The sequence below is a fragment of the Pseudoalteromonas sp. MSK9-3 genome (genome assembly GCF_003590335.1).
Taxonomy (GTDB): domain Bacteria; phylum Pseudomonadota; class Gammaproteobacteria; order Enterobacterales; family Alteromonadaceae; genus Pseudoalteromonas.
The window spans coordinates 90,201-116,492 of record NZ_MIET01000026.1 but is presented as its reverse complement, the minus strand read 5'-3'; the positions used below and the strand labels follow the sequence as shown (position 1 = coordinate 116,492).

The window sequence follows — 26,292 nt, the reverse complement described above, 5'->3', positions numbered from 1 at the left end:
TCTCTTAATAAATTATGGGTAGTTCATAGTGATTGGCTTAAAAATACCTTTTATACGTTAAACAATATTAAAGCATATATTATTGACTTGCTCTTTATCAAGTAAGGTGATGATCCGATGCTTGATTTGGTCTTTATCAGCAATTGGGTAAAAGTCATACCCATTGCCATCAACAATAATGGATAAATAGTTATCTTTAATCGTCACAATAGATATACGGGCACATTTTATTTCGATTTGCCGCCCTTTTATAAGTTGACTGTTTTGTATGATAAGATGTTCTCCCTCTTTTGTGATAAAAAAGTCAATGGAGTTTGCAGTTTTAAATTTACTTAAAGCGTATATCTATGACCAGTAAAAAATATATACAAAGCAAAAGGAGCAAAAAGTAACAGTATTTTATCCAGTTTAAATACTGCAATAGCAAAAAAATATGCTACTGAAAAGATGAGAATGAGTGGGGGAGATAGCTTTTTCTTGTTGTTAAATATTTTCAAAATTATTTCATTTATTGGGTTTGTGAAAGTTCCAATTATGTGAGGTTGTTACTTTAAAATACACCTAAAAAGTCACATTAACTCTATGGCTGTTAATGTTTTTTATAGGTCTTTTGTGAGTCGGCAAGTCATTTGTTGCGTTTATTAATAATACTGGTAAGAGATAATTAATACAGTTAGGCTGATATGAAAAATATAACAGTTTGGCATTTCTTGTTCCATTCTATTCTTTAAATTAAGAAGAAATCTGTCGATGTTATTTTAGCTATCTTTCTATGTTTATTTGTATTTTTAATAAATTAAATCGGGAAAGTTATTACAGAATTCTCCCACTATGCTTAGTGTAATTTTCAGTATGAATTTTGTGCAATTGACTCGTTGTTAAAATTATGTGACTTTGATAGGTGAATATCTAAAATACAACATAAGGTAATAATAATGAATATAAAACTAAACAAAAAATGTGTAAAAACGCTTACTAAGAGTGAAAAAGAGTTAAAAGAATTGGTCACTGCACAGGTAGCAGGTGGCTATTTAGGCACGTTCATGGAGTGTTTTTCACGAAATGGCGGTTGTCGAACAATGCCTGGTGATTGCTAATATTTAACACGCTAATGCCTACGGGCATTAGCTTAAAACTGTTATTTCAAATAGGCCAACGTAACTCGTAGTTACTATACCCTTTATATTAATTTATCTTTGTGCTTATTTATAATTTTCTGTACTGAAAATAAAGTAAATAATATGCATGCTAGCTGTACAGTTTTCACTTCCAGTAAATTTATTTAAAACACTTGTTTATCCAGTATGGCTTTTACAAAAGGTGATTTAGCCTTACCATAATCATCTTGCTGAGATAGCCCTTGCTCTAATGCGCGGCGTTTTTGTGCTTCATACTCAGCCCGTGCAGGTGGGTTTGCCAACATATAAGCTTTAAAATGAGATTGCTTATGATGTTCGATACTGTTTTTTTCAATAACATGCAGGTGTACTTGGAAGGTTTCGTCAAGATAAATTACCGCAATATCTTTGCGCGGGCGAGTGTCAGGAAAGGGTTTACTACTGTGTTGTTTTAAAAAGCCGAAGTCGTTCAGATGTTTTATCGCCACTTCTAGTGCGCCAGGTTGATATAATAGTGAAATATCAATGATCCCTTTCCCTGCGACTTTGAATGAGCTTGAGCCGAAATGTAGAAACTCAAAGTCGGGGTGTTTAAGCTCTGCGATAATGGCGTCTGCCACGTCGATAAAAATTGGGCGCTATGGATTAAAGTTTGCCGAGAGTAATTGGCTCTGAGTAAACGTGATTTTTCCATAACTGATCACTATTTATAATATTTAACTGTTTATATTGATGAGCTGCGTGTTTATTTTCACGTGGAGGTGAAGTATATAACTGCCATTCTTACGTCATGATAGGGCGTTAAAGAGGCAGTACATTGCAAGGAAAAAGGCGCTTACGCGCCTTTTAAGAGATAAATTAACTGTCGATGTGATCTTCAACACCAACAATTAACCATGGTGAATCACCAGCGGTTTTTCTTTCTAAGTGCCATACTTCATGAATAGGCTCTTCTTGCATATCGCCTAAATCACGGTATTTACCCTTAAACATAATGCTCACTTCCCATACATGTGGTTGGGTATCAGCACGAACCATTTCAGCGTCGATAAACATAACTTCAGTGGCAACCTCACCTTGTTGTTCACGTTCTTGCTTAAACTGCTCAACGAGCTCTGGGCTTAGGTATTCAGCCATTGTGCTGTAATCTTTGCTATTCCATGCACCTTGTAGTGTATGGTAGTGCTGACGAGCACCTTGCAAAAAGCCATTGATGTCAAAGTCACGAGGTAAGTTAAATGGTACGTCTGGTTGTTGGCCAAATCCACCTGATGTCTGTTGCTGTGCTTGAAATTGTTGAGGTTGATTGAATGTTTGCTGCTGGTTAAATTGCGGCGCACCGGCCATTTGAGGCTGTTGGCGCTTTGCCATGAATGCTTTGATCAGTTTAAAAATAACGAATGCGGCGATTGCAAGCATAAGCATTTCCATAAACTGGAAGCCTTCAAAGTCATCTCCTAGCATTGACGCAATTAATCCGCCGGCCAGTAAGCCACCTAGTACGCCCGCCATGATGCCTTTTTTGCTAGATTTTGGCTTAGCCGTTTTGTTTGCTGCCAAAGACTTTGTATCCACTTGCTTTTTCTGTGCAGTGGTGCTGGTTTGGTGGGTTTTACCTGATTTCTTACTACCAAATTTTTTGCGCGCTTCAACATCAAAGCTAGTGGCAAATAATAGTGAGATTAGCGAAAACAATACTATAAAGTTTCTCATAACAATCCTATAAATCTTAAGTCGTTAGGATTTTAAAGAAACTCGTTCGGAAGATAAATATAAATCGATGAAATGACGTCGAAAAGAAAAGGCGCAAAGCGCCTTTTTGTAAACCTTTATAACCAGCGTAGTGCGCCGTTTATTTCAGTTTGATAATCTTCCACAGGAGTACCTAAGTTTGCAACAAGGATAGTGTCTGCTTTTTGTCCATTGGCGATAACACCGGCAAAACGCTCATCACTGAAATGGCCATTTTCTTGCTTATAATCGTTGCTTTGAGCAGGTACGATAAAAACAGTCATGGGGCCGTGTTCAGATTGAAATATTAAATGCAGACTTTTCTGGCCTTTAAAATTACAGAATGTGGCATAGGTTACTTTTCCGGGTAACCTGTCAAATTGTGCCCCGAACATTGCGAGCTTTTCATTAACAACTTGCAATGCAACTTCTTGACGTCGCTCAAGGGCATTAACTTCATAATATACGTGTTCTAGCGCATGCTCACCCGCTTGTAATGGGGAATTGGTTGCACTCATAAAGTAAATACCGACTGCGAGCACCATGCTTGCAGCAGTCGCAAATGGTTTATTGTATTTGCGATACCAGGCGATGTTTACCACATTGCTTGCTTCGTCATTGTGCTGCTTTTCTAAAATGCGATCTGCAAGTCCTACGGGTACATCTACCTGTAATGCACTTTTTAATTGTGCGTCAAAATCTTGCAGTTCATTTACCAAGCTTTGTTGCTCAGGATTTGCAATTGCATGATCAATTACTTCCGTGTCATTGGGATCTGCAAAAAGTCGACGACGAAACTCTAATTCATCCATCAGTTTGATGCCCCTTTAATTGGTTCATGATTATCAGTGAGTGCCTCTTTTAGCTGATTACGGGCACGATATAAGCGTGTCATCACCGTATTTTTGTTCAACTCTAAAATGTCTGCTATTTCTTCTCCAGAACATCCCATAACAACTTGCAATAGGAGCGGCTCTCGATATTCAGACGATAGTTTATTAATTTGCCTTTGTATGACGGTTTGTTCCATTTCATCGTCAAGGGTGACACTTTTGTTATCCTCTAGGGTGTCATTTTCTACATCGGCATAATCAAACTGTTTCCTCTCAAAACGCCGAGCATTCTCGCGTCTTAAAATTGTCAATAACCAAGGCTTCGCGGCTTTGTCATCTTGCAATGATTCTAGTGAACGCCAAGCCCGTAAAAATGTCTCTTGCACTAAATCTTCTGCGATGGTTGGATCATGGCATAACCAATAAGCAAATCGATACAATTCACTGTGATATACCTGAACCAAGGCTTCGTAACGCTTTTTTTTCATGGTCATGCTAAGTAAGACCTTGTAGTTGGCAATTTTATTGCAACGTTCTTTAATTATTTTCCCACTTAACTCAGTATAGCTGAGTTAAGTGTTTGTCATCTTTCATTGTTTTCTTTTTTATCGTTTGTTCGATTAAGAGATATAATGCGTTTAAATCGACCGATTGTTCATCACTACTATAAAGAGATGCTTGTAATTTTGCAATTTCAGCAGTGAGTTCTGAAGTGCCTAATTGAGTGAGCCATGCGTCTAAGTGCAAGGTGGGCTCTTGGCGTTTCAGGTATTGGCGCAACGCGTTATAAAATTGATGGTTGTCACCTAGCTTTGCGGCTTTTTGTAAATCTTTAAGTGTGGCTGCTGAGGTTAGGTTTTTTGGCGCAGCAGGGACGTTGTCGGGTTTTCTTCTGCGCATAAACCAGATAATAACCGTGGCTAACCACAACACATACCCTGATGTTAATATTAACCAGTCATACCATGCTTTTTGCGTTACCTCGACGGTTGCAGGTGCTGGTGAAATGGTATTGGGCGTTTGTGCAATTGCAGGGGGAGTGAGAGTTGCAGGCACATTTGGTGTAGCAATTTGATTAATATCGGCAATCACAGTGATGGTTCTCGCAGGGAGAGTGGCATATTCAACGCGTTTAATCACAGTGTTAAACCATGGGACGCTTATTTCCGGCAAAGTATAAGTGCCCGGGGTTTGTGGCACGAGTGCAAACGAGGAGATGAGCTGTGATATTACACGACCATCTCTGGCAAGCTGTTTTCTATCGCTCTCATCAGGGTAACTACGAATACCTGAAATCGCTTTCATGGCGATATCGGGTAATTGTTCTTTAGTGACCCCAACGGCAGTGAGTGTCATAGTACGAGTTATAGGCGTACCGACTGTTACTTCATTGTCACTTGGTTGCCATTCTTCGCTTAAGTCTACCAATTCGCTTGGCAGCCAATCACCAGAGTAGTCATTTGGGACGGATTTTACTTCAACAGTTAACGGTTCAGCGATTGCTGATACTGCCATTCTTCGATAGTTTTCACGTACTTGCCCGTTAAATGCTGGTGCTTCGATGGTAAAGTTGCCACTTTTTTGAGGTTGAATCAAATACTCTCTGGTGATCACCATATAACGGCGGCCATCTACGACCTCATATTCTTCACTTTGTTTACCAATTTGTGTTATCTGCCCTTCGCTCATTGCAGGGGAGGTGAGCTGGCCGTCAAGTAAATCCTTGCCGATGTAGAGTTTTACCGTGTACAAACCAGCTTGCTGAACATACAAACTATCTGGTGTTAAAGCGGTTTCAATAAAAATGTCTTTTTGGTCAGTGTCATATTTGCCTCGCGCAACCACAGTCAATGTAATGGGTTCTGAGGAATTACCATTGACGGTAAAACTTGGGATGGTAAATCTGCCTGCACTACGTGCTAACACTTGCATTTGCCAAGTTGTTTGGCTGGTCATACTGCCATTAATAATACTGGTGCGAGAGCCAACACTCATGGGGCCGACGACAAACTGTTGCGCTAACCCACTGGTGTCGGGCTGAGCACCAGATACTTTACCATTGGCCTCTATTGTTAACGTTAGATACTCTCCAACCAGCACGGGGTTTTTATCAACACTTGCAGTAAGGGTATCAAACGCCCATACGCTAAAACTATGAATTAACAGGAATAAGGGGATCAGTAAGCGTATTACCATGATTTTTCAACTCCTTGACGGCGGCGTTGCTGTTGTGCTCGCTGTTGTGCTTCTAATTGCATTTTGTTTCTTAATAAAATAGCTGGGTCATCTGGTACTTTTCTAAGCAACTGACTGAGCTGCTGTGCTTTTTCTTTTTCTTCAGGTGTTAAAGGCTGAGCGGTTACTTCCCTCATACCTTCAGGGCTCTGTTCAGGCTTTTGTCTATTCTGTTGAGCCTGCATTTCTTGTTCTGTTGGCTTATCTTCTTCACCTTTTTGTTCGTCACCTTGCTGTGCTTGGGCTGAGTTTTCCTCTTGGGACTCATCTTGAGGCTCTTGAGTAGCACTTTGCATATCGGGTGAATTATTCTGTCCTTCTTCGCTTGGATCGCTACTATCTGATTTATCTTGCTCCGATTGTTGTTGATCGTCACCCGATTGTTTATCAGACTGTTCGCCATCAGACTGCTGTTGGTCAGATTTACTATTGTCTTGTTGCTCGTTGTCTTGTTGCTCGTTGTTTTGCTGATCTTGATTTTGCTGATCCTGCTCTTGTTGTTGCTTGAGTAAGTCTTCTACAAGTTTTTGATTATCAAGTGCCTGCTGAAATTCAGGGTCTTGTTTAAGAGCTGAGTCATATGCTTCTAACGCGGCTTCTAATTGACCTGACTTTGCCAACGCATTAGCGTAGTTATATTGACCAATTGCGCTGGTTGTATTTTTTAATACACTTGCAGCTTCTTCAAATTGACCTTGTTTATAAAGGGCTGCGCCTTTTAGTGCCAAGTTATCAGCGGATCCGGCGGCTGAAAATTGTTCCTGCTGGTACGCTGATAATGCGTTTTGGTCATTATTTTTAAACCAAGCTTGCCAATCCGCGGCATACACTTGTTCGTTAGGTATTAGCATTAATGCCAGCAAAGATAATGTGAGGCCTGTTTTTCTAATAAGCAGCAGTGCGAGGGGTAACAAGATCAGCAGTCCATAGTGGCCCGCATCTATTCGCCATAACATTTCACTCTGACGCGTTTCATTTAATTGGTTATTATCAACCTGTGGTTTAAATATCGTTAAGTCATGAGCCGCAGTAGAATAAGCGGCAAATTGCCCATTTTGACTGCGCGCTAAGCTTGATAGACGAGACACATTTAGCTTAGGAACAACAATTTGCCCTGAATTGTCTTTTAAAAAACCGCCTTCAGGCAATGCAATAGGAGCACCTTGCTCGGTGCCAACCGCATAGATATGGAGTGTGTAAGCGTGGTGTTTTAATTCAGAGCGAATATCATCTACGTCGTCTTGGTCAAGGCCATCAGTAATGAGTACGATTTCACCATTTTGATATCCAGCCTGTTTAAGCAATGAGATTGATTGATCAAGCCCTGCAAGTACATTTGAGCCCTTACTCGGCATTATTTCTGGGCTTAAACTCGGTATTAAGTTACTCAATGTTTGCGCGTCACTGGTCAGTGGAGATACGGTAAATGCGTCCCCAGCGTAAGCGACTAATGCGGTATCGCCTTCTTTAAAGAGGTCAATCATATCCAATGTTTTAAAGCGAGCTTGGGTTAAGCGGTTAGGGGCAATGTCTGTAGAGTACATTGAGTAAGACATATCCATCAGCACAACTCGTGCTTGTTTCGTTTGAAATACAGGCACTTGTTGTTTTTCGAAGCTAGGGCCGGCGGCGCATATAATGGCGATGAGCATAAACACAGCGATAAGCAAAGGGCTGTGTGATTTACTTTTTTGCTGGCCATCACTGAGCATAATATTCGCTAAGTGTGGCGCAATTAATGGGCTGCGTTTATGTTTTGCATTTTTTATAAATTGCAACGACGTTAATATAAACCAGGGTACTAATAACCACAGTAATTCGGGTCTAATAAACATAAACTCCATATTAGGCCTCCTGTTTTAAGCCGCGTAGGGCTTTGATTAAGATGGTAAGCATAATCAGCGCGAGTGCACTAAGTAATGGCCAGAAAAACAAAGCCAGTTGTGGTCGAAAGGTTTGAGCTTCATCACTGATTGGCTCTAATTCGTCAAGTTCTTGATAGATCTTTTGCAAGCCACTGACATCTTTTGCTCTAAAGTAACTGCCGCCTGTTTCAGAGGCGATGTGCTTTAAAGTTGCTTCATCAATACTGCTACCCGCAGATCCCCCCATGCCAAATAAACTAAAACCACCTCGGCCATCTGAGCCGACTCCGACGGTGTAGACCTTTATGCCTTCTTCTCTGGCGAGAATGAGTGCTTCTTCAGGCTTGAGGTTACCCGCTGTATTTTGTCCATCGGTCAGTAAGATCAGAATTCGGTTGCTGTCTTGTTTTTGACTAAATCGTTTTACTGACAGTCCCAGTGCGTCACCAATGGCGGTGGCACGGCCAACAAGACCAATTTGTGCTTCACTTAGCATTTGGCTGACGGTGTTTAAATCGCGTGTTAATGGTGTTTGTAGAAAAGCGGTATCGCCAAATAATATTAAACCTAAGCGATCGCCTTGGCGTTGTTCAATAAACTCACCTAATACTGCTTTAACCACCGACAATCTATCTACATAGCGACCTTGATATTCCATATCCTGCTCGTTCATTGAACCAGATAAATCGACAGCCAGCATAATATCACGGCCCTCATTTGGTAAAGCGACGGGCTCATCAAGCCATTGTGGATTTGCTGCTGCAATAACGAGTAAGGCCCAAACTAAGCCCTCAAGCCAAGAGACGCCTCGTGAGTGTGCCGTTATTTTCGGTGCCAAAGAAGATAAACTTGCAAAACTCGGCATGCGTAAACGCTGTGGCGCACTATGTTGTGCAGGTTTAAACTTGGCGATTAGCCAAGGAAGCGGTAGCAACAAAAAAAGCCATGGCCAGCTAAACTCAAACATCGATTTTCTCCTTGAGCTTAAATTTATTGATGGCAAGAGTCAGTTTATTCGCTAACTGGCTATCAGGCTTTGGTGCGTAAAGGCTATTGAGTTCTTGCTCGTTAAATGACAGTCCTGATAACCGACTTAAAGTATGTGCCCATTGCGTTTGCGATTGCGTGGTTGCAGCGACACCATAGTAATGCTTAGTGAGTCGTTTTAATATGATATGCAGTGCTTGAGCATTATCTGGATGTTGCTGACTGTGCTCGATGGCTTGTTTCTTTGCTTTTTTATGGCAGTGCGCTTTATACACGTATCTGCCTATTAGTAATAGCAATAAGAGTGTAATTATAAGAAGAGCCCACACCATTGGCGAGAGAGGCCACCAAGAGACTTCACTCGGGGGCAGTACATCGTGTAAGGCGTCAAGTGGTGATGCTTGCATTTAAATTAATACCTCGAAATTTGCGATTCAAGCGCGGTGGCTGCACTAAACCCTTGCATCGTCATGCCTGCGCGTTTTAAGCGCTCTAAACGCACTGAAAAAGCATGTTGTGCCTGTTGGGCAAACTTATCACGAAACCCTCTATCCATTAAAGGTAAGGTCCAGCTTTGTTCACCTGCACAAACCGTCAAGGCTTCTTGATGCGCCGGCAATTGTAGTTCAAATGGGTCGGTGATATGGCAACCAATTAATTCACAGTGGCGAGCAAGACGCTCAAGCTGCTTGAAACTCGCATCATTTAGGTTGCTAAAATCGGAGATCAAATAAATCAAACTGCCAGGTTTTGCTAAATGGCCAAGTCGTTTTAAGTTCTCTTCAAAGCGATTTGTTTCGTTTAATTCTCGATTCGACAACGCTTGTTTATGTATATCTACTAATTGATGACACAGGGCTAATACGCCTTTATCTCGCGCAGTTGGTTTGAGTTCATGATGCCCGTATTCACTAAATACAATGCCGCCAAGTCGATCGCCGCGTTGGCTTGCTGACCACGCAACTAATGCACTTAAATGTGCTGCTTGTACTGACTTGAGTAAGAGTTGAGAGCCAAACAACATGCTATTTGATAAGTCGGTAAAGACAAAAACAGGTCGTTCTTTTTCTTCTTGGTAAAGTTTCGTATGCACTTCACCAGTACGGGCGGTCACACGCCAGTCAATAGCGCGAATATCGTCGCCATATTGGTATTGGCGTACCTCGGCAAACTCCATACCACGCCCTTTATGGGGGGCTAAGTATTGGCCTGCTTGTGCGCTTTTGACTTTATGCTTGGGGCGTAGAGACAATAAATTGGCTTTGGGCTTGTAATATAATAGCTCTTTCAAGCCTAACTCAGCGCCATTACTATGGCACTGAGTTAAAAATGCCAGTGGAGATAATTCAGATTGGCTCATGGTTACGGTACTGGAACAAGTTCTAAAATACGGCTGATCACTTGGTCTTTGGTGATGCCATCGGCCTGTGCTTCATAACTTAAAATGATACGATGGCGCAGCACATTATAGAGCACCCCTTGAATATCTTCTGGTGTGACAAACTCACGATTATGCAGCCATGCATTAGCACGTGCGCATTTATCAAGTGCAATTGTTGCCCTAGGGCTTGCACCAAATTCAATCCATGCACCTAATTGGGTATCAAGCTTACTGGCTTCACGTGTGGCAATGATCAATTGTACCAAGTATTGTTCAAGGGGCTCGGCCAAATGCATTGATAGCACACTCTTTCTTGCCTCAAACAAGGTTGCTTGGCTGATTGGTGTGAAAGCCGCGGCTTGCTCAGTCAGCGCTTCGCCACGTGTTAAGCGTAAAATAGCCAGCTCATTTTCAGCACCCGGGTAATCAATATTCAAATGCAGTAAAAAACGATCTAGCTGTGCTTCTGGTAGCGGGTATGTCCCTTCTTGCTCTAACGGGTTTTGGGTCGCCATTACCATAAACAGATCAGACAGAGGGTAGGTGTTTTTACCGACGGTGATTTGTCGTTCAGCCATTGCCTCTAATAATGCAGATTGTACTTTGGCTGGGGCTCGGTTAATTTCATCCGCTAAAACGAGGTTATGAAATAAAGGACCTTTTTCAAAAACAAACTCATTGGTTTGTTGACGATAAATGTCGGTGCCAGTGACGTCAGCAGGCAATAGGTCTGGGGTAAATTGCACACGTTGGAAACTGCCTTCAATCCCTTTGGCTAATGCATTTACAGCTCGAGTTTTTGCTAAACCAGGTGGTCCCTCAACAAGGAGGTGACCGTCCGCTAATACGGCAATTAACAAGGCTTGAGTCAACTCAGGTTGACCAATAATTTGCGTATCTAGATAGTTTTTTAATTCAGAAAATTCATTTACTGCCATTGCTTTGTCCTTGTACTGACAAATTTTTTCCTAAGTTATAAGGATTTCACCTTAAGAACTCAAGTCTTTCAAATTAATTTATGGATAATTTTGCGTTTAGTTAGACTCTGTTTTTCTAATTAGTTCCCTAGTTTTTTCAATAACTTTTGCAGCTGTGTGAAAAACAAACTAGGGTAGGGGGTGTTTGCTTCTTTTATCATCTATATTGAATTTTTTATTGGCATTATGAAAGGGGTTGTTTAGAATCAGGATAAATAAAACAGGTCAGACCTGTCAGCGGGAGAGCAAAATCAATGTCTGAACAAAATATTCTAAAAACAACAAAGGGTGATAGAATCGCGATTGTAAGTGGGTTACGTACACCATTTGCTAAGCAAGCAACCGCTTTTCACCATGTACCCGCATTAGATTTGGGTAAGTTGGTCGTTAATGAAATGCTTGAACGACTGAATTTTGATAAAACAGAAATAGACCAACTGGTGTTTGGCCAAGTGGTCCAAATGCCAGAAGCGCCAAATATAGCACGAGAGATAGTTTTAGGAACCGGAATGCCAACATCGGTTGACGCTTATTCTGTATCGCGCGCTTGTGCGACTAGCTTTCAGGCTATAGCTAATGTTGCTGAATCTATTATTGCTGGTTCGGCGACCGTAGGTATTGCGGGTGGTGCGGATTCTTCTTCGGTATTACCGATTGGTGTGAGTAAAAAATTAGCGGGTAGTTTAGTTGATTTGACCAAAGCGCGTACATTAGGTCAGCGTTTAAAGATCTTTTCTAAATTACGATTGAAAGATTTGATGCCAGTCCCTCCAGCGGTTGCTGAATATTCTACCGGCCTTTCTATGGGGCAAACCGCAGAACAAATGGCCAAGACACATGGTATTAGTCGCGCAGATCAAGATGCGATGGCGCATCGTTCACACTCATTGGCGGCAAAAGCATGGGCAGATGGCTTACTGGCTGAAGAGGTTATGACGGCGCATGTTCCCCCTTATAAATCATTTATAGAGCAAGACAACAATATTCGCGGCAATTCAACACTTGAGGGTTATGCCAAGTTGAAGCCGGTATTTGATCGAGCACATGGTTCAGTGACTGCCGCTAACGCAACCCCGTTGACGGACGGTGCCGCAGCTGTGCTGATGATGAGTGAGAGCAAAGCCAAAGCGCTGGGCTACGATATATTGGGTTATGTGCGCAGTTTCGCGTTTTCAGCCATAGGTGTGGAGCAAGATATGTTAATGGGTCCTGCCCATTCAACGCCAATAGCCCTAGATAGAGCTGGAATAACGTTACAAGATTTAGATCTTATTGAAATGCATGAGGCGTTTGCGGCGCAAGCATTGGCCAATATGAAAATGTTTGGCTCAGATAAGTTTGCTAAAGAACAATTAGGTCGCTCAAAAGCGTTAGGTGAAATTGATATGGATAAATTTAACGTAAATGGTGGTTCATTGGCATATGGACATCCGTTTGCTGCAACCGGCGCCCGTTTAATTACGCAAAGCCTACATGAATTAAAACGCCGTGGCGGCGGGTTAGCATTGACCACCGCATGTGCTGCGGGTGGATTAGGTGCGGCCTTTGTATTGGAGAGTGCATAATGTCAGTATTTAGTTATGAATTAAACGATAGACGCGTTGCTATTGTTACGATTGATGTACCTGGCGAAAAGATGAATACGCTGCGCGATAGCTTCGCCGACGATTTACTCGGTATCTTAAAACAAGGTAAAGACGACAATATCACTGGTATGGTATTTATCAGTGGCAAGTCAGATAACTTTATAGCGGGCGCAGATATTAAAATGCTGGATAACGCGCAAAATCGTGAAGATGCGTTAGCACTGTCTGAAATGTGCCAGCAGGCCTTTTTCACTATGAAAAAGCAACCTTATCCGACGGTTGCCGCGATTCATGGTGCAGCCCTGGGTGGCGGGTTAGAGTTTGCTTTAGCCTGTGATTATCGAGTCTGTACTGACAGTGATATTACTAAACTTGGTTTACCTGAAGTTCAGCTTGGTTTATTACCTGGAGGCGGCGGTACTCAGCGTTTACCTAAGCTTGTCGGTATTCAAAAAGCATTGGAATGGATGCTAACGGGCAAACAAGTTCGCGCAAAGCAAGCGAAGAAAGCGGGCTTAGTGAACGACAGTGTGCCACACAGTATTTTACTTGATGTGGCGGCCAAGTTTGCTACGAAAGGCAAGGCAAAAGCAGCGCAACCAAAACTTGATAGAATTAGTAAGCTTTTAGAGTCAAACCCGTTCGGTCGTAATATTATCTTCAAGAAAGCTCAGGATAACGTTATGAAGAAGACGGGAGGGCATTATCCTGCGCCGTTAAATATAATTAAGGCTGTACGTGCATCAGTTGAGTTAGGGGAATTAAAAGCCTACAAAACCGAGGCTGAAGGGTTTGCCGATTTGGTTATGACTGACGTGTCTAAGTCGTTACGCGGTATTTTCTTTGCTACGACAGAAATGAAAAAAGAGTATAAAACGGATGATGCACAGCCTGTTAAGCGTACCGCGGTATTAGGGGGGGGCTTGATGGGAGCGGGTATTGCGCATGTAAGTGCAGTAAAAGCCGGTGCCTTAGTACGTATAAAAGACGTTGCTCAGCAAGGGGTGAGTAACGCAATGAATTACAGTTATAAAATTCTTTCAAAGCGTCAAAAGCGCCGTATTATGTCAAAGACTGAATTGCAGTTGACGATGAATAAAATCACTGGTGGCACTGATTATACTGCTTTTAAGCACGTGGATATGGTCATTGAAGCGGTGTTTGAAGATTTGCAATTGAAGCAAAGTATGGTGGCTGATATTGAGCGTGAAAGCCGCGAAGATACAATTTTTGCGAGCAATACGTCATCTTTACCTATTTCACAAATTGCAGCACAAGCACAACGCCCCGAAAATGTGATTGGTCTACATTATTTTTCGCCAGTTGAAAAAATGCCGTTGGTAGAGATCATTCCTCATGCTGGAACGTCTGAAAAAACCATTGCACGCACAGTCAACTTTGCGCGTAAGCAGGGCAAAACCCCCATCGTGGTAAAGGACAAGGCGGGCTTTTATGTCAATCGTATTTTGGCGCCGTATGTCAATGAAGCCGCTAATTTACTCCTTGCGGGTGAACCGATAGATAAAATTGATCAGGCATTGGTTGAATTTGGATTCCCTGTTGGACCTTTGGCTTTGTTAGATGAAGTAGGTATTGATATTGGGTCTAAAATCGCACCAATTTTAGAAAAAGAGCTTGGTGAGCGGTTTAAAGCACCAGACGCATTTGAACGTTTAATTGACTCTAAACGCCTGGGTAGAAAAACAGGCCGTGGATTCTATACCTATGAGAAGAAAGGCAAGAAAGTTGACGAGTCAGTTTATGAGCTATTGGGTATTACTCAAAGTCCCCGCTTAAATAAACAAGAAATCGCCAGCCGATGCGTTGCACAGATGCTAAACGAAGCCGCGCGATGTTTAGATGAAGGCATTATTGCCAGCGCGAGGGATGGTGATATTGGTGCAATATTTGGTATTGGTTTTCCCCCATTCTTAGGTGGGCCGTTTAGCTATATGGATAAGCGTGGGATCAATAAAGTGTGCTCTGAGCTTTCTACTTATGCATCAGATAATGCGGTATTTACCCCCGCTGAAAGCTTGATGGAATTGGCTGAGTCGGGTGGTCGTTTTTATGCCAGTAACAAGGCCGATGTTACATTGGTAGAGGTGTCTAGTGAAGACACAAATACAACTGAAGCAGCGCAATGTGAAGAGATAACAGAACAAAATAGCGAAGGAAAACCCGCATAAAGAGGGGGTTTACGGTATTTTGTAAAAAAGCTATGCATTGCATAGCTTTTTTTTTTGCAAAATTGGCTTTTTTTAGGCTGCATAATTGTGCAATTAAAGTAAAAAAGGTACACACTGGGTTTTTAGTGATAGCACATTATTAAGTGCCTTATCTTTAATATTTCTCTCGGTTTTTTATAGCATTGCTCTACTCCTAGAAAGCCAGACATGTGTCCTTTTACTATCTATCACTGATGTGCTGGTTGTTTTTTAAATGGGCAGTTTTTTATTAAAATACAAGGCTTTTTTAAAAGGCGGTTAAGCAGAACCTCGGTTAGCAAAGTAGGGTGAGAAAAAAGGCTTTTATCCACGTGTCCGTCGCTTTAAAACTTTGATGAGGTGAAATTTTGGTACTGCGTTCGTGATTTAAAGTTTTAGTGCTGACAGTTTATGAGCTTAGACAGCTTAATTATGCAAAAAGAGAGTGTAAAGTCGTGTTTTTTACCGAACATCAGTCCGCGGCGAAGGGGTCTTGTTTTTTACATTAGCGGCAAAAAACCGTACAATAGCGCGATTGTCTCACCCCCTCTAACTTGGAACTATTACGACTTTGACACATCAGATCCACGATCTAATTCGTATATTCGACGAGAGCTTTTATCAAGCGTATAACAGTAAGCTCATAAAAGGTCAGCATGAACCCGTTTATATCCCAGCAAGTATTGAAACCCCGTTTCATCAAATTGTGTTTGCCCATGGCTTTTATGCAAGTGCGTTGCATGAAATTGCACATTGGTTAGTTGCGGGAGAACATCGCAGATTGTTAGAAGATTATGGCTATTGGTATTGTCCTGATGGTCGTAATAAAGAGCAGCAATTAGAGTTTGAAAATGCAGAAGTGAAACCGCAGGCAATTGAGTGGGCACTAAGTATTGCTGCTGGGTTTGCTTTTAATGTCTCGATAGATAATTTAAATGGTGCTCAAACATGCCGTTTTAGTTTTCAAACACGTGTACATAAGCAAGTGTTGCGCTTAGTTGAAGAAGGTTTTAGTGAACGAACCGATATGTTATTAAAGGCGTTGAGTGAGTTTTATGGTACACCTTGGCCACTAACGGCTGAACAGTTTGAATGGCAATGCCCAGAGGAATTCTTAGATGCAGTTTAAGCTTGGTTTAATTATTAATCCAGTGGCAGGTTTAGGTGGCAGCGTAGCCCTCAAGGGCAGTGATGGTGATGATACAGCTGAGCAGGCACTGGCATTGGGTGCTGAACCAAAGGCCAATTTGCGTACCCGACAAGCATTAGAGCTGTTAGTGCCTTATGCCGAAGAGCTCAAAATTTACACTGTCAATGGTGATATGGGTGAACACTGTGCAAAAGAGCTAGGCTTTGAAACGCAGCTTGTGTTTACTACAGGGGTTAAGACTAGCCCACAAGATACTGAAGCGGCTGCAAAAGCAATGCTCGCGCAAGGTGTTGATATGATTTTGTTTGCAGGGGGTGATGGAACGGCCAGAAATATTTGTGCTGTGGTTGCCGATAATGTCCCTGTGTTGGGTGTACCTGCTGGGTGTAAGATACATTCGGGGGTTTATGCCATTACACCTAAAGCGGCTGGTAGAGTCGTTGAAATGTTAGTCAAGGGCGAGCTTGTCACATTGGCTGATGCGAATGTTATGGATATTGATGAGGCTGCTTTTCGACAAGGAACTGTTAAAGCAAAGCGTTATGGTGAAATGCAGGTGCCCTCAGAGCTTCGTTATGTTCAAAGCGTAAAAAATGGCGGTAAAGAGACTGATGAATTAGTGCTTGCTGATCTAGCTGCCTATGTGATCAGTGAAATGGATGAAGATGAGCAGTATATTATGGGCTCAGGGTCTACTGTTGCTGCAATAATGGAAGAGTTAGGTTTAGATAATACCTTGTTAGGTGTTGATCTGATAAAAGATCATGCGTTGATAGGCCAAGATATGACGGCAGCGCAGCTTTATGATAGTGCCGGTATTTGCCCAACTAAATTAGTGATCACGCTTATCGGTGGTCAAGGGCACATTTTTGGACGAGGTAATCAACAATTGAGCCCAGCTTTAATACGTAAAGTAGGACGTGAAAATATTATAATTGTTGCAACAAAAACTAAATTACAAGCGTTGAATGGACGTCCACTCATTGCAGATACGGGTGATCAATCGCTAGATAATGAATTAAGAGGTTATATTCGTGTGATCACAGGGTACAATGACTATGTGATGTATGCCGTAGGCCACCCAGATTTAAATTAGGAGAGATAATGTCATTTCAAGACTATGTAACAGCCGCCCAGAAATTTTTTGATGATCTCGTTGACAAAGCAAGTGATGATGAACTATTCGCAGGCGGTTATTTACGTGGCCACTTTGACCTTGCTGTAGGATATGCCCAAGTTGAAGGCGAAGATTTAAGCCCGCAAGAGCTCAACGAGAATGTAGAAAAAAGCTTAGTGAAAGCGTATCGCAACGGCGAGTTAACCGACGAAGATAAAACCCACGTAGTATCTATTTGGGAACAAATTAAAGCGCTTAGCTAAACAGTATCAGTATAAAATTGATTGAAGCCGTGTTATGCACGGCTTTTTTGTATACAATATAAAGACATGATAGGTGTTAATAGTCGTTTTAATAAGGATATAGTATGCGCAAATCTACATATGGAACAGTCGCGGCATTGATATTATGTTCTGCTAGTGTATTTGCTAGTCAGAATACTCAACAAGAATTCAATCAAGCATACCAAGCTTATCAACACGCAGTGGAGAGCAATAACTACACTGATAAGTATGAACTTGCTAAGAAAGCCTATTTGCTTGGGCAAAAGGTATACGGCAAGGGGCAACAAAATACACTTAATTTGGCGTCTAACTATGCCGAGTCAATGCCGGATGATAGGAAAAAAGAGCAAGTTGCTTTATATCGAGAAATTGTAATTGCGACTGAGAAACTATACAACACTCAAAGCCCACAGTTGATCGACCCGTTGTTATCACTGGCAAAGTCTTTAGTTGAAAGTGGAAAACGCAGTGCTTGGCATACGCACATTGAGCATGCACTAAAGATCGCAAAATACAGTGAAGACATAGTCTTAGAATCTAAAGTTAACTTTGAAGCTGCAAAAATACTATTTACAAGTCGCGAGCATTATCGAAAAGCGAAACAATACCTTAAACGCACAGATGAAATAAATATAACTCATTTGCCGGTAGATTCGCTGCACCGTCTTGAGGTGGATATGTGGGTTGCTGCATATGAAGCTGGGCGAAAAAGACATAATGCAGCAATAGCGCGCCTTACTAATGTTGTGGATGTTTTTGACAACAATCTTGATTTTGAGCACCCTTACGAATTGTTTGCACATTCTAGATTAGTTGTTGCCTATGAGCGAACAGGGGATCGAGAAGCTGCAACAAAACATTGCATCGCCATTGCCCACATGCGGCCTTGGAATGACAATATGGAGCAAACCCCGCTTTATCGCCAAGAACCAAAATATCCTATGAGGGCTGCTAAGATGGGCCGTGAAGGGTCCGTACAGCTTGAATTTACAGTTACGCCCAGTGGGTTTGTTGAAGACATTATGATTTTAAACCCTGAGCAGGGAAAAGCGTTTCAAAATGCGTCAATTAAAGCGCTCAAGCAATGGCGTTATGCACCTAAATTTGTTGATGGGGTCGCAGTACCTGCCACATCTAGTGTACAACTCGATTTTCGTCTTCGCCGCTAACCGAATGAAAGCAGTTTAAAGAACGCAATAGCACAGTGCTATTGCGCCCTTTACGTAGGTTAAAAACGCCAATAAATAAAGAGCAGTGCAAAACCAAATAAATAGACTAACCCAACCCAAGTTAACAGCTTGAGTGCCCCGACGGGCGGCTTTTCAATATTAATCATCAATCGATAGTTAAACCAAGCAAATAAGGGGGTGGTTACGAAGGCCAAGGTCATGGCAAAGGTGAGCATGTCTTTTAAATTTGCTTTAAAGAAGAGCACCACACCTATGCCAAAACAGGCTTGTAATAGAATAAAAATGGCTAAGCTATTTTTAGGTGTATTTTTACGAGATAGGCAAAGTGCTTCATTTAGGGTGCGTGCATATCCATCGAGCACAGTCAGTGTTGTGCCAAACATACATAAAAAGGCGATAGCAGAAACCAGGCTGCGTGCCCACTCTCCGATTGTCATTGTGTACATATCGATTAATTGTTTACTGAATGCAACCCCTGCAAGCTCTATTTTAGTGGCGCTGCCAAACTGCACAAGCACACCGAGCGCGAAGAACACCAACGCTAATAAAGCAGTCAGCCCGTAACCCAGATTAAAGTCAAACATGCCTTGACGATAATTCAGTGTGGCATTTTTACATTTGGCTTTGATCCATAGAGAATTGATGGCTGATATTTCGATAGGTGCTGGCATCCACCCCATCAAAACCACTAAAAAACCAAGCATCACTAGTTGATAAGGGTCGGGCATGACTTCGGGTGTTGGATGAGCATTTCCTTGGGACAGTGCGATAATAAGTGCTGACACCGTTGCGACAGTTAAACAGCCCATAATCCACTTACTGGCCTTATCGAGCACTTTGTAATGTCCAAACAGTAAAATCGCTAAGCAGATAGATAAAATCGCAAAGCATAATGCGGTGACGCTCACTTGGACTGGCAGGGCGTAATGCAATAGACTCGCTGTTAAGAGTAATACGCCAGCAGTGTTGACGATTGCAGCCACAACATTGAGTACAGTGAATATCGCAAATATTATCTTACCTTGGCGTTTATACCCTTCTACGACGCTATTTTTAGTGTGTAGTGTGTATTCAACACCAAAACGAAAAAATGGATATTTGAGTAAGTTTACGGCGACGATCAACCACAATAGTTGCCAACCAAACAGTGCCCCAGCTTGTGTTGCGGCAACCAAATGAGACCCCCCGATCGCGGCGGTTGCCATGAGTATTCCAGGTCCAATTGAACTCAATTTTTGTTGTATGTTTGTCAGCACTAAACCATCCTTTTACCAAAATTACATTAAAATCATGCTCGTTATTATTGCGTCAACAGCCTTTAAAAGACTGTTAAAACAGTGGGTTTTATCAGTTATGTTATTGTCGAGAACGATAGAAATAGTTTACCTTGTGTAATTTTTGATATAAACAAAATTTTTACAATTACTGCGATGGGGGGGGGCGACAAGCTTGGAAGTTAGTTCATTGGGGCCTAAGCTGAGACGCTGTGCATTTGCGTTTGATAGTAATGGTCAGTGATACCACTGAGGTGTACGCATTCATCAAGGCGCGATTGAATTTCGTTACTTTGAATGCCAGCGTTAAGCGCATGGCCGTAAATTTTCACTGCGTTCTTGTATTCTGCGGATGTATATAAACGTCTGCCTATTTTTTCATAGGCCTGTGCTCTTGCTTTTTTTGTTGCGTAGATTTTCTCAAACACAATTTTGTGCATCAAGCCAGCTAAAACATGTTGGCAGTTTTTGAGTTGTCGGTTTATTAATTGATGTGCCGTATAAACACACTCGAAGGCATTTTGATGTTCCCCTAAATGATGATATAAAAATGCTAAAAATATGACTTGAATTGGGTCATCACTGCTTTTTTCGGCTAGCTGTATTAGCTTTGCTTTGGCAGGGCCATGATTCCCCTCTAATATCATCAGTGAAATCATTAACGTGCTAAATTCATCTGGGTTATCTAATTGCATACTTTTTTGCATGCCAATTAAGCTTTGCTTTGCATTGAGAGTATGTTCTTTTGACGGTTCAAACAGTGCAGATAAGAAAAGCATTCTTGTTTTCAGGCTGTTAGTAAAGTTTTGATACGCGATGTTTTCGTTACGTATACTGTGAATTCTATTAAATAAATTGTCGAGCGCCTCAACTTCTTGATTTGCATGCAGTGTCATTAGCCCTAAACGAAACATCATTGGAGACATTTTCTCTAATTCAAAAGCCAATACTTGTTCGGTGGCGATATGTCGCTTATTGGTTTGCCACGACAAGTAGATCTGCCAATAGAAAACACGCACAGGATACACTTTCTGAATAAGAGGTGTTGCTAAAAATTGCTTACATTTGTCGAGTTCTTTCAGTTCATAATTGATGTGGAATAAGCTCCAACAAGCCCAATGTATGTGTCTTTCGGCTAGGGGAATAAGCAGTTTTTTGGCTATATTATATTGGCCAAGTTGTTGTAATAGGTTAACTAACAGTTGGTTACGTGCTTTTTTCAAATAGTTTGGATAGTTGCGCTTTCTGAGATCTTTTAAATGTAAAAGTGCCCGTTTGTAATGTTTTTGACTAATAAACTGGTAAGCAGTTTTAAACTCAGAAATTTGGAGCACATGTTGTTTTAATTGCTCTGATATTTGGGCGGTATTAAAAGGCCGCGTGATCATTTGTGTACTATGAAATGGATACTCACAAGTATAGTCAAATGAGGTCTCTTTAAATGTCAGGTATATCAATCGAGTCGTGGGTAAAAGTTTATCTGCAAAAATGAGGTCACTGATCATGTCATAGTGATTATGTAATTGCTCAATATTATGATCTAAAAATAAGACATCGAATTGTTGTGTTTCAATTTCATTCAGGAACTGCTGCGCGTGAGAAAAAGCAAATATATTGAAGACGCCCAAGCTTTGTAAGGTTGTCGTTAATAGCTCAATATTTGTTTTTCTTTCATCAATAATGGCAATATTTAAATTGTGAAGTTGCAATTTAATACTCTCTTCGTAAATAAAAGAATGAATGAAAGTGTGTGCTTAGTAAATGTTACAATGTATCTTTTTTTCATTTAAATCATAGGTTTGAATTATTGATTTGTATTTCTTTTTTTTGCGTCAAACAATTATTCGAATATAAGTATCGATTGAAAAGTCGCAAATCAAAACGCCTTGTTTTATATGCTATTAACAATCAAAATTCAAGGTGCTATTTGCATCTGTTTACATTATTTTAAAGATATAGACGGTTATTCGGTGGATAAATTTAGAGAGGAAACCAAAGTTAATTATTTAGTATTGGTTTTGAGTAGGGGGAAATATCCCCCTGCTATTCGATAAAATATTCTTGGGCGTCGTCTTTGATATCTTGATAGTCATCTTCTTCTAAATCTAAGACTTTTAATACTGCGGTTTTAACATGAGGCCAATCGGGATCAGATACAAAGCGTTTATTGGTATATACCAAGTTTTCAGCCATCTTTAATGTTGCCATGCAGAGCTTTTCATCACTGGGATGGTTTTCAGTGAAATAGTCTATGTCGTGATGACGTAATATTAACTGGCAAATTGCTTTGGGTAAGTTCCAACTATTGGCGAGGTAGTATCCAATTACAGCGTGGCTAGTTTGATAGTATGTCGCTTCATGAGCGACCAAGTTTACGGTTGGCTGTTGATTCGCGGTGGTTAACACATCTAAATAGTTTCCATACTTCATAGCCATTGCCGGTATCCCTGCGTCGTGAAATAAGCCCAGCATATGGAGGTTTTCTACGGGTACTTTGGATTTTATCTTCTTCCCGATCAGTGTGGCAACGTCTGCTATTTCGGTTGCAGTATCCCAAAACCTTTCTAGCTTTATGGCACATGTTTTTTGATCAAATGCTTGTTTAATTAAAAATCCGGTTACTAAAGTGGTTATGCTATCTAATCCTAAAAACATCACTGCTTGTCTAATATCGGTTATGGTGCGTGCCATACCATAGCTACTGGAGTTGATCACTTTGAGGACAGCGGCTGACGTGGCAATATCTGTTGATATGAGTTCAGCTATTTGATGCAAGTCTGGCTCAGGTTCTTTGAGGGTATCTTGCAATTGGCTGAGTAGCTCTGGTTTTGGCGGTAGATTAAATCCAGTTTTTATATCTTTGAGTACTGAGTCATCAATATCAATCATGGGACTATCCTTACGAAAGCGAATTATCATGATAGTTCAAAGCAGAACTTATATGGTCAATTAGACTAAAAAAAAACCTTTTTGAGGTTATATTAGGCGATCCGTCCCAATTTAAGGCGCGATTGATTGCGAGTTAACACCAAATTGCGTTAAGGTTAAACAATTTTGTAATTTTAGAGATGAAACATGAGTCAAGATACAAATACGGCGGCCTCTCCAGGGATGGTAACGCGGTTTTTAAACTCGATAGAACGGGTGGGAAATAAGCTCCCTGATCCGGCCATTATATTTTTAATTGCGATGGTCTTAATATGGTTTTTATCGTGGTTATTCTCGGGCACAAGCTTTGATGCAATTGACCCACGAACAGGCCAAGCGATTGTTGTTAACAATTTATTGAGTGGCGATGCGTTAGCTGGATTTTTAGCCTCTATGGTTAAGACGTTTACTGGGTTTGCGCCGTTGGGTGTTGTACTTGTTGCGATGTTAGGTGTGGGTGTTGCTGAACATTCAGGTTATATCAACGCCGGTTTGAAACTGATGTTAAAAAGAACGCCGCAAGCGTTACTTACTCCATCCATTATTTTAATTGCGATTGTGAGTCATACAGCGACAGATGCAGGTTACGTTTTAGTTATTCCGATTGCTGGCGTCATATATTACGCAATGGGGCGTCACCCATTAGCGGGTATTGCGGCGGCATTTGCTGGCGTAAGTGGTGGATTCAGCGCAAACTTTATTCCGTCAGGAATAGACCCATTGCTACAGAGCTTTACGCAAAGTGCGGCGCATATTATTGACCCTGCCATGTCAGTTAACCCGTTGAATAACTGGTTCTTTACGTCAGCTTCAAGTATTTTTATTGTTTTATTGGGGTGGTATATTACCGATAAAATCATCGAGCCTCGCTTGAAAGACACTAAAGTGGATGGGGATACAGATAACCTACCGGCATTTGATGAGGTTACCTCAAAAGAACGCACTGCGTTTTATGTTGCTTCATCAGTGATGATTGCTGGTCTTGGTTTACTTGCCTATGCATCAAGTGGTGAAGATTCAGCGCTTCGCAGTCCTAGTGGTTCTTTAACTGATTTCAGTGCACCTTTAATGCAATCGATAGTGCCATTAATCTTCTTATTATTCTGGATCCCAGGCGCCATCTTTGGTTTTATGGTTGGCACATTCAAAAGTTCAAAAGATATGATTGATGCAATGAGTAAAGCCATGGGCAGCATGGCGTACTATATTGTTATGGCGTTTTTCTGTGCCTTATTCATTGCGGCATTTAGTCAGTCAAACTTGGGTGCGCTATTGGCTATCGAGGGTGCAGAAGTACTTAAAGCGATGTCTCTTCCAAGCTCAGTAACGGTCGTGGGCATTATTTTCCTGACGGCGTTTGTTAATCTTTTTGTTGGTTCAAGTTCTGCAAAATGGGCACTATTAGGACCAATATTTGTACCTATGTTAATGCAATTAGGCATTTCACCTGATTTAACGCAGGCGGCGTATCGCGTCGGTGATTCAAGCTCAAATATTATTACACCACTTATGCCTTACTTCCCATTGGTTGTGGTGTATTGCCAAAAATATGTTAAAGGGACGGGGATTGGTACCTTGATTGCGATGATGTTACCGTACTCAATTGCTTTCTTAATTGGTTGGAGCTTGTTCTTACTTGCCTATTGGGGTCTCGGTTTTCCTCTTGGTCTACAATCAAGTTACACGTACCCTTCATAGATGGTTAGGGGCTGTTGATCTTTTGGGTTCATTTTTACAGCAGTTTGATTGGGTTTTATACAAGGCAGAGGCTGCGTAGCATGGTTATTCTATGTGAGTTAGCCGATAACATAGTAGAAAAGCCAATCAAGCGCTGCCTACCGGTTCTTTTGAGCGCCCTTTTCTCTGTGTTGCTTAATATTCGCTTAGGTTACTAGGCTACACATTAAGCGCCGTGATAAAAACACGCTCAAAGAGAATAAAAATAGAACAGCAAAGGTCAACAGCCTCCTAGATTAAACCAATAAAAAAACGCCCATTTGGGGCGTTTTTTTATATCAAAATAGAACTCGCTATGGAGGAGGGGAGGTTAATATTGGTAGTACGATTTTGAATAGTGTGCCTTGATTTACGGTGCTTGAAACCGTGATCTCCCCCAAATGCTTTTTGACAATGGCTTGTGATATGGACAACCCGAGGCCTGTGCCTTTGCCAACATCTTTTGTGGTATAAAATGGATCAAAAATACGATCAAGCTGACTGTGTGCAATGCCAATACCATTATCATGGATCTCAATAACGATTTTCTGTTCTTGGCAATAACTGCGAATGAGGATTTCACCATTGTCAGTGATGCTTTGCACAGCATTGACCAATAGGTTCAAATACACCTGATTAAGCTCATTGTTGATGCAGTAGCTTTGCGGGGTCTCAGTGTGTTCCTCAACGATGCGGCAGGTATTTTTTATTTGGTTTTCTAAAATTTTTAGCGTCAAACCAATGCCTTCGCAGACATCACTCAAATGCCAGTTACTGTCATTGTTTTGACAGTAGGCTTTGAGAGACTTTACGATATGACTAACGCGTTCTACGCCTAGGTTACAATCGGCGAAAAGCTCACTAAACTCATCTTTTAAAAAGTCACATTGGTATTGTTCAGTGAGGTTGTTTAAGACGGATAAAGCTTTAGGATCAAGGAGCTCTTTCAGGCTTTCTTGTACTTTAAACATATCAGCAACTTGTTGTTGCATCAGTTGTAAATTACTGCCAATAAAACTAATCGGGTTGTTAATTTCGTGCGCTATTCCTGCAGAGAGCTGTCCTAATGAGGCCATTTTTTCTTGTTGTACTAGATTGTTTTGGACACGCTCGGATTCAATGCGCAATTGTTGTGCTTCTAATTCAATAAAACGGTTTTCAACTTGTGCCAGTGTTTGTTCTACAAGCCCAGTAATACGGCTAATGGCACGAGCATCTTGACGTAAATAGGCACCTTTACACTCACTTAGCATAATGAGTAGGCAGACTGAGCTTTTATAGCTAAACGAAGCGAGTAACGCGCTGTGATACCCAGTGGCATCTAGCGTAGTTAACCAAGTGGGTTTGAGCAGTTTAATGTCAATGATTGCTTTAGCGGCTCCTGTCAGCACAGACTTGAGCAGCGGGTCAACACTCAGCTTTTGATGCACTGATTGATGTGTACTGGCTGCGGCAACAATGAGCGTTCCGGGGACATCTGGTGTCAGTAAAAATGCCGCGTCAAAAGAGGCTTGAATATTGAGTGTGGCAAAAATTGATTGATATATCTCTTCGATGGTCGATGCCTGTAATGATGCACTCATGCCTTCAAGTAAGACTTGCGACTCAGCATGTTGGGTGCGCAGGCTGTCGACTTCGCGCTCTAAGCGAGCAACTTTTTCAATCAAACGCTCGTTATGTTCGATGAGTTGTTGATGATTATTGATTGTCATT

23 protein-coding genes are annotated in these 26,292 nt (G+C 41.4%); 8 read left to right on the top strand and 15 right to left on the bottom strand.

Annotated features, from left to right (window positions below):
- Positions 1-57 precede the first annotated feature (57 nt).
- Positions 58-207 (bottom strand): hypothetical protein, encoded by a 150-nt coding sequence (locus BGP78_RS22655; RefSeq protein WP_182912273.1) that lies wholly within the window; start codon positions 205-207, stop codon positions 58-60.
- Positions 208-935: 728 nt separating this feature from the next.
- Here BGP78_RS22655 and BGP78_RS22650 point away from each other — a divergent pair.
- Entirely contained in the window at positions 936-1,097 is a 162-nt protein-coding gene (locus tag BGP78_RS22650) for a hypothetical protein (protein WP_171044268.1), read from the top strand.
- Positions 1,098-1,282: 185 nt separating this feature from the next.
- Here the strand turns inward: BGP78_RS22650 and BGP78_RS11050 are convergent, their stop codons facing one another.
- The 10 genes from BGP78_RS11050 to BGP78_RS11005 all read right to left on the bottom strand — a co-directional run bounded on the left by BGP78_RS11050 (position 1,283) and on the right by BGP78_RS11005 (position 11,088).
- On the bottom strand, positions 1,283-1,738 hold the full coding sequence (locus tag BGP78_RS11050; RefSeq protein WP_259386295.1) for a GrpB family protein: 456 nt from the start codon (positions 1,736-1,738) through the stop codon (positions 1,283-1,285).
- Between the two features lie 238 nt (positions 1,739-1,976).
- Positions 1,977-2,831: a Tim44 domain-containing protein gene (locus BGP78_RS11045; protein WP_119861441.1), complete on the bottom strand. Its 855-nt coding sequence runs from the start codon at positions 2,829-2,831 to the stop codon at positions 1,977-1,979.
- 116 nt (positions 2,832-2,947) lie between these two features.
- Positions 2,948-3,661 carry a DUF3379 family protein gene (locus BGP78_RS11040; RefSeq protein ID WP_119861440.1) on the bottom strand — a complete coding sequence of 238 codons (714 nt, stop codon included), beginning with the start codon at positions 3,659-3,661 and terminating at the stop codon, positions 2,948-2,950.
- Positions 3,661-4,203: a sigma-70 family RNA polymerase sigma factor gene (locus BGP78_RS11035; RefSeq protein ID WP_259386300.1), complete on the bottom strand. Its 543-nt coding sequence runs from the start codon at positions 4,201-4,203 to the stop codon at positions 3,661-3,663. The genes BGP78_RS11040 and BGP78_RS11035 overlap by 1 nt, the downstream gene beginning before the upstream one ends.
- Positions 4,204-4,240: 37 nt before the next feature.
- Complete coding sequence (locus BGP78_RS11030; protein ID WP_119861439.1) at positions 4,241-5,878, bottom strand: BatD family protein; 1,638 nt, start codon at positions 5,876-5,878, stop codon at positions 4,241-4,243.
- Positions 5,872-7,761 carry a VWA domain-containing protein gene (locus tag BGP78_RS11025; protein ID WP_119861438.1) on the bottom strand — a complete coding sequence of 630 codons (1,890 nt, stop codon included), beginning with the start codon at positions 7,759-7,761 and terminating at the stop codon, positions 5,872-5,874. Before BGP78_RS11025 ends, BGP78_RS11030 begins: the two co-directional genes overlap by 7 nt.
- Before the next feature lies 1 nt (position 7,762).
- Complete coding sequence (locus BGP78_RS11020) at positions 7,763-8,749, bottom strand: VWA domain-containing protein (protein ID WP_119861437.1); 987 nt, start codon at positions 8,747-8,749, stop codon at positions 7,763-7,765.
- Entirely contained in the window at positions 8,742-9,176 is a 435-nt protein-coding gene (locus BGP78_RS11015) for a DUF4381 family protein (protein WP_119861436.1), read from the bottom strand. The genes BGP78_RS11020 and BGP78_RS11015 overlap by 8 nt, the downstream gene beginning before the upstream one ends.
- A gap of 5 nt (positions 9,177-9,181) precedes the next feature.
- Positions 9,182-10,129, bottom strand: coding sequence for a DUF58 domain-containing protein (locus BGP78_RS11010; protein ID WP_119861435.1), 948 nt, complete (start codon positions 10,127-10,129; stop codon positions 9,182-9,184).
- Positions 10,130-10,131: 2 nt separating this feature from the next.
- On the bottom strand, positions 10,132-11,088 hold the full coding sequence (locus BGP78_RS11005) for a MoxR family ATPase (protein ID WP_119861434.1): 957 nt from the start codon (positions 11,086-11,088) through the stop codon (positions 10,132-10,134).
- Positions 11,089-11,381: 293 nt separating this feature from the next.
- Here BGP78_RS11005 and fadI point away from each other — a divergent pair, with 293 nt between their 5' ends.
- From fadI to BGP78_RS10975, 6 genes are all read left to right on the top strand, one after another.
- A complete protein-coding gene (fadI, locus tag BGP78_RS11000; RefSeq protein WP_119861433.1) occupies positions 11,382-12,692 on the top strand; it encodes an acetyl-CoA C-acyltransferase FadI in 1,311 nt (436 codons plus the stop codon).
- Entirely contained in the window at positions 12,692-14,902 is a 2,211-nt protein-coding gene (gene fadJ / locus BGP78_RS10995) for a fatty acid oxidation complex subunit alpha FadJ (RefSeq protein WP_119861432.1), read from the top strand. Before fadI ends, fadJ begins: the two co-directional genes overlap by 1 nt.
- Positions 14,903-15,491: 589 nt before the next feature.
- Complete coding sequence (locus BGP78_RS10990; RefSeq protein WP_119861431.1) at positions 15,492-16,049, top strand: elongation factor P hydroxylase; 558 nt, start codon at positions 15,492-15,494, stop codon at positions 16,047-16,049.
- Complete coding sequence (locus tag BGP78_RS10985) at positions 16,039-17,166, top strand: ATP-NAD kinase family protein (protein ID WP_119861430.1); 1,128 nt, start codon at positions 16,039-16,041, stop codon at positions 17,164-17,166. Before BGP78_RS10990 ends, BGP78_RS10985 begins: the two co-directional genes overlap by 11 nt.
- An 8-nt stretch (positions 17,167-17,174) precedes the next feature.
- Positions 17,175-17,450 carry a YfcL family protein gene (locus BGP78_RS10980; RefSeq protein ID WP_119861429.1) on the top strand — a complete coding sequence of 92 codons (276 nt, stop codon included), beginning with the start codon at positions 17,175-17,177 and terminating at the stop codon, positions 17,448-17,450.
- Positions 17,451-17,554: 104 nt separating this feature from the next.
- Positions 17,555-18,640: an energy transducer TonB gene (locus BGP78_RS10975; RefSeq protein WP_119861428.1), complete on the top strand. Its 1,086-nt coding sequence runs from the start codon at positions 17,555-17,557 to the stop codon at positions 18,638-18,640.
- 59 nt (positions 18,641-18,699) lie between these two features.
- Here BGP78_RS10975 and BGP78_RS10970 read toward each other — a convergent pair whose 3' ends face one another.
- The 3 genes from BGP78_RS10970 to BGP78_RS10960 form a co-directional block, all read right to left on the bottom strand.
- Positions 18,700-19,866 carry an NRAMP family divalent metal transporter gene (locus tag BGP78_RS10970; RefSeq protein ID WP_119861475.1) on the bottom strand — a complete coding sequence of 389 codons (1,167 nt, stop codon included), beginning with the start codon at positions 19,864-19,866 and terminating at the stop codon, positions 18,700-18,702.
- A gap of 266 nt (positions 19,867-20,132) precedes the next feature.
- Positions 20,133-21,644, bottom strand: coding sequence for a response regulator (locus BGP78_RS10965; RefSeq protein ID WP_182912272.1), 1,512 nt, complete (start codon positions 21,642-21,644; stop codon positions 20,133-20,135).
- A 334-nt stretch (positions 21,645-21,978) separates the two neighbouring features.
- On the bottom strand, positions 21,979-22,824 hold the full coding sequence (locus tag BGP78_RS10960) for an HDOD domain-containing protein (RefSeq protein WP_119861426.1): 846 nt from the start codon (positions 22,822-22,824) through the stop codon (positions 21,979-21,981).
- A 186-nt stretch (positions 22,825-23,010) separates the two neighbouring features.
- Here BGP78_RS10960 and BGP78_RS10955 point away from each other — a divergent pair, with 186 nt between their 5' ends.
- Positions 23,011-24,561, top strand: coding sequence for an AbgT family transporter (locus tag BGP78_RS10955; RefSeq protein ID WP_119861425.1), 1,551 nt, complete (start codon positions 23,011-23,013; stop codon positions 24,559-24,561).
- Between the two features lie 332 nt (positions 24,562-24,893).
- Here the strand turns inward: BGP78_RS10955 and BGP78_RS10950 are convergent, their stop codons facing one another.
- Positions 24,894-26,291 (bottom strand): sensor histidine kinase, encoded by a 1,398-nt coding sequence (locus BGP78_RS10950; RefSeq protein WP_119861424.1) that lies wholly within the window; start codon positions 26,289-26,291, stop codon positions 24,894-24,896.
- Between the last annotated feature and the right edge of the window lies 1 nt (position 26,292).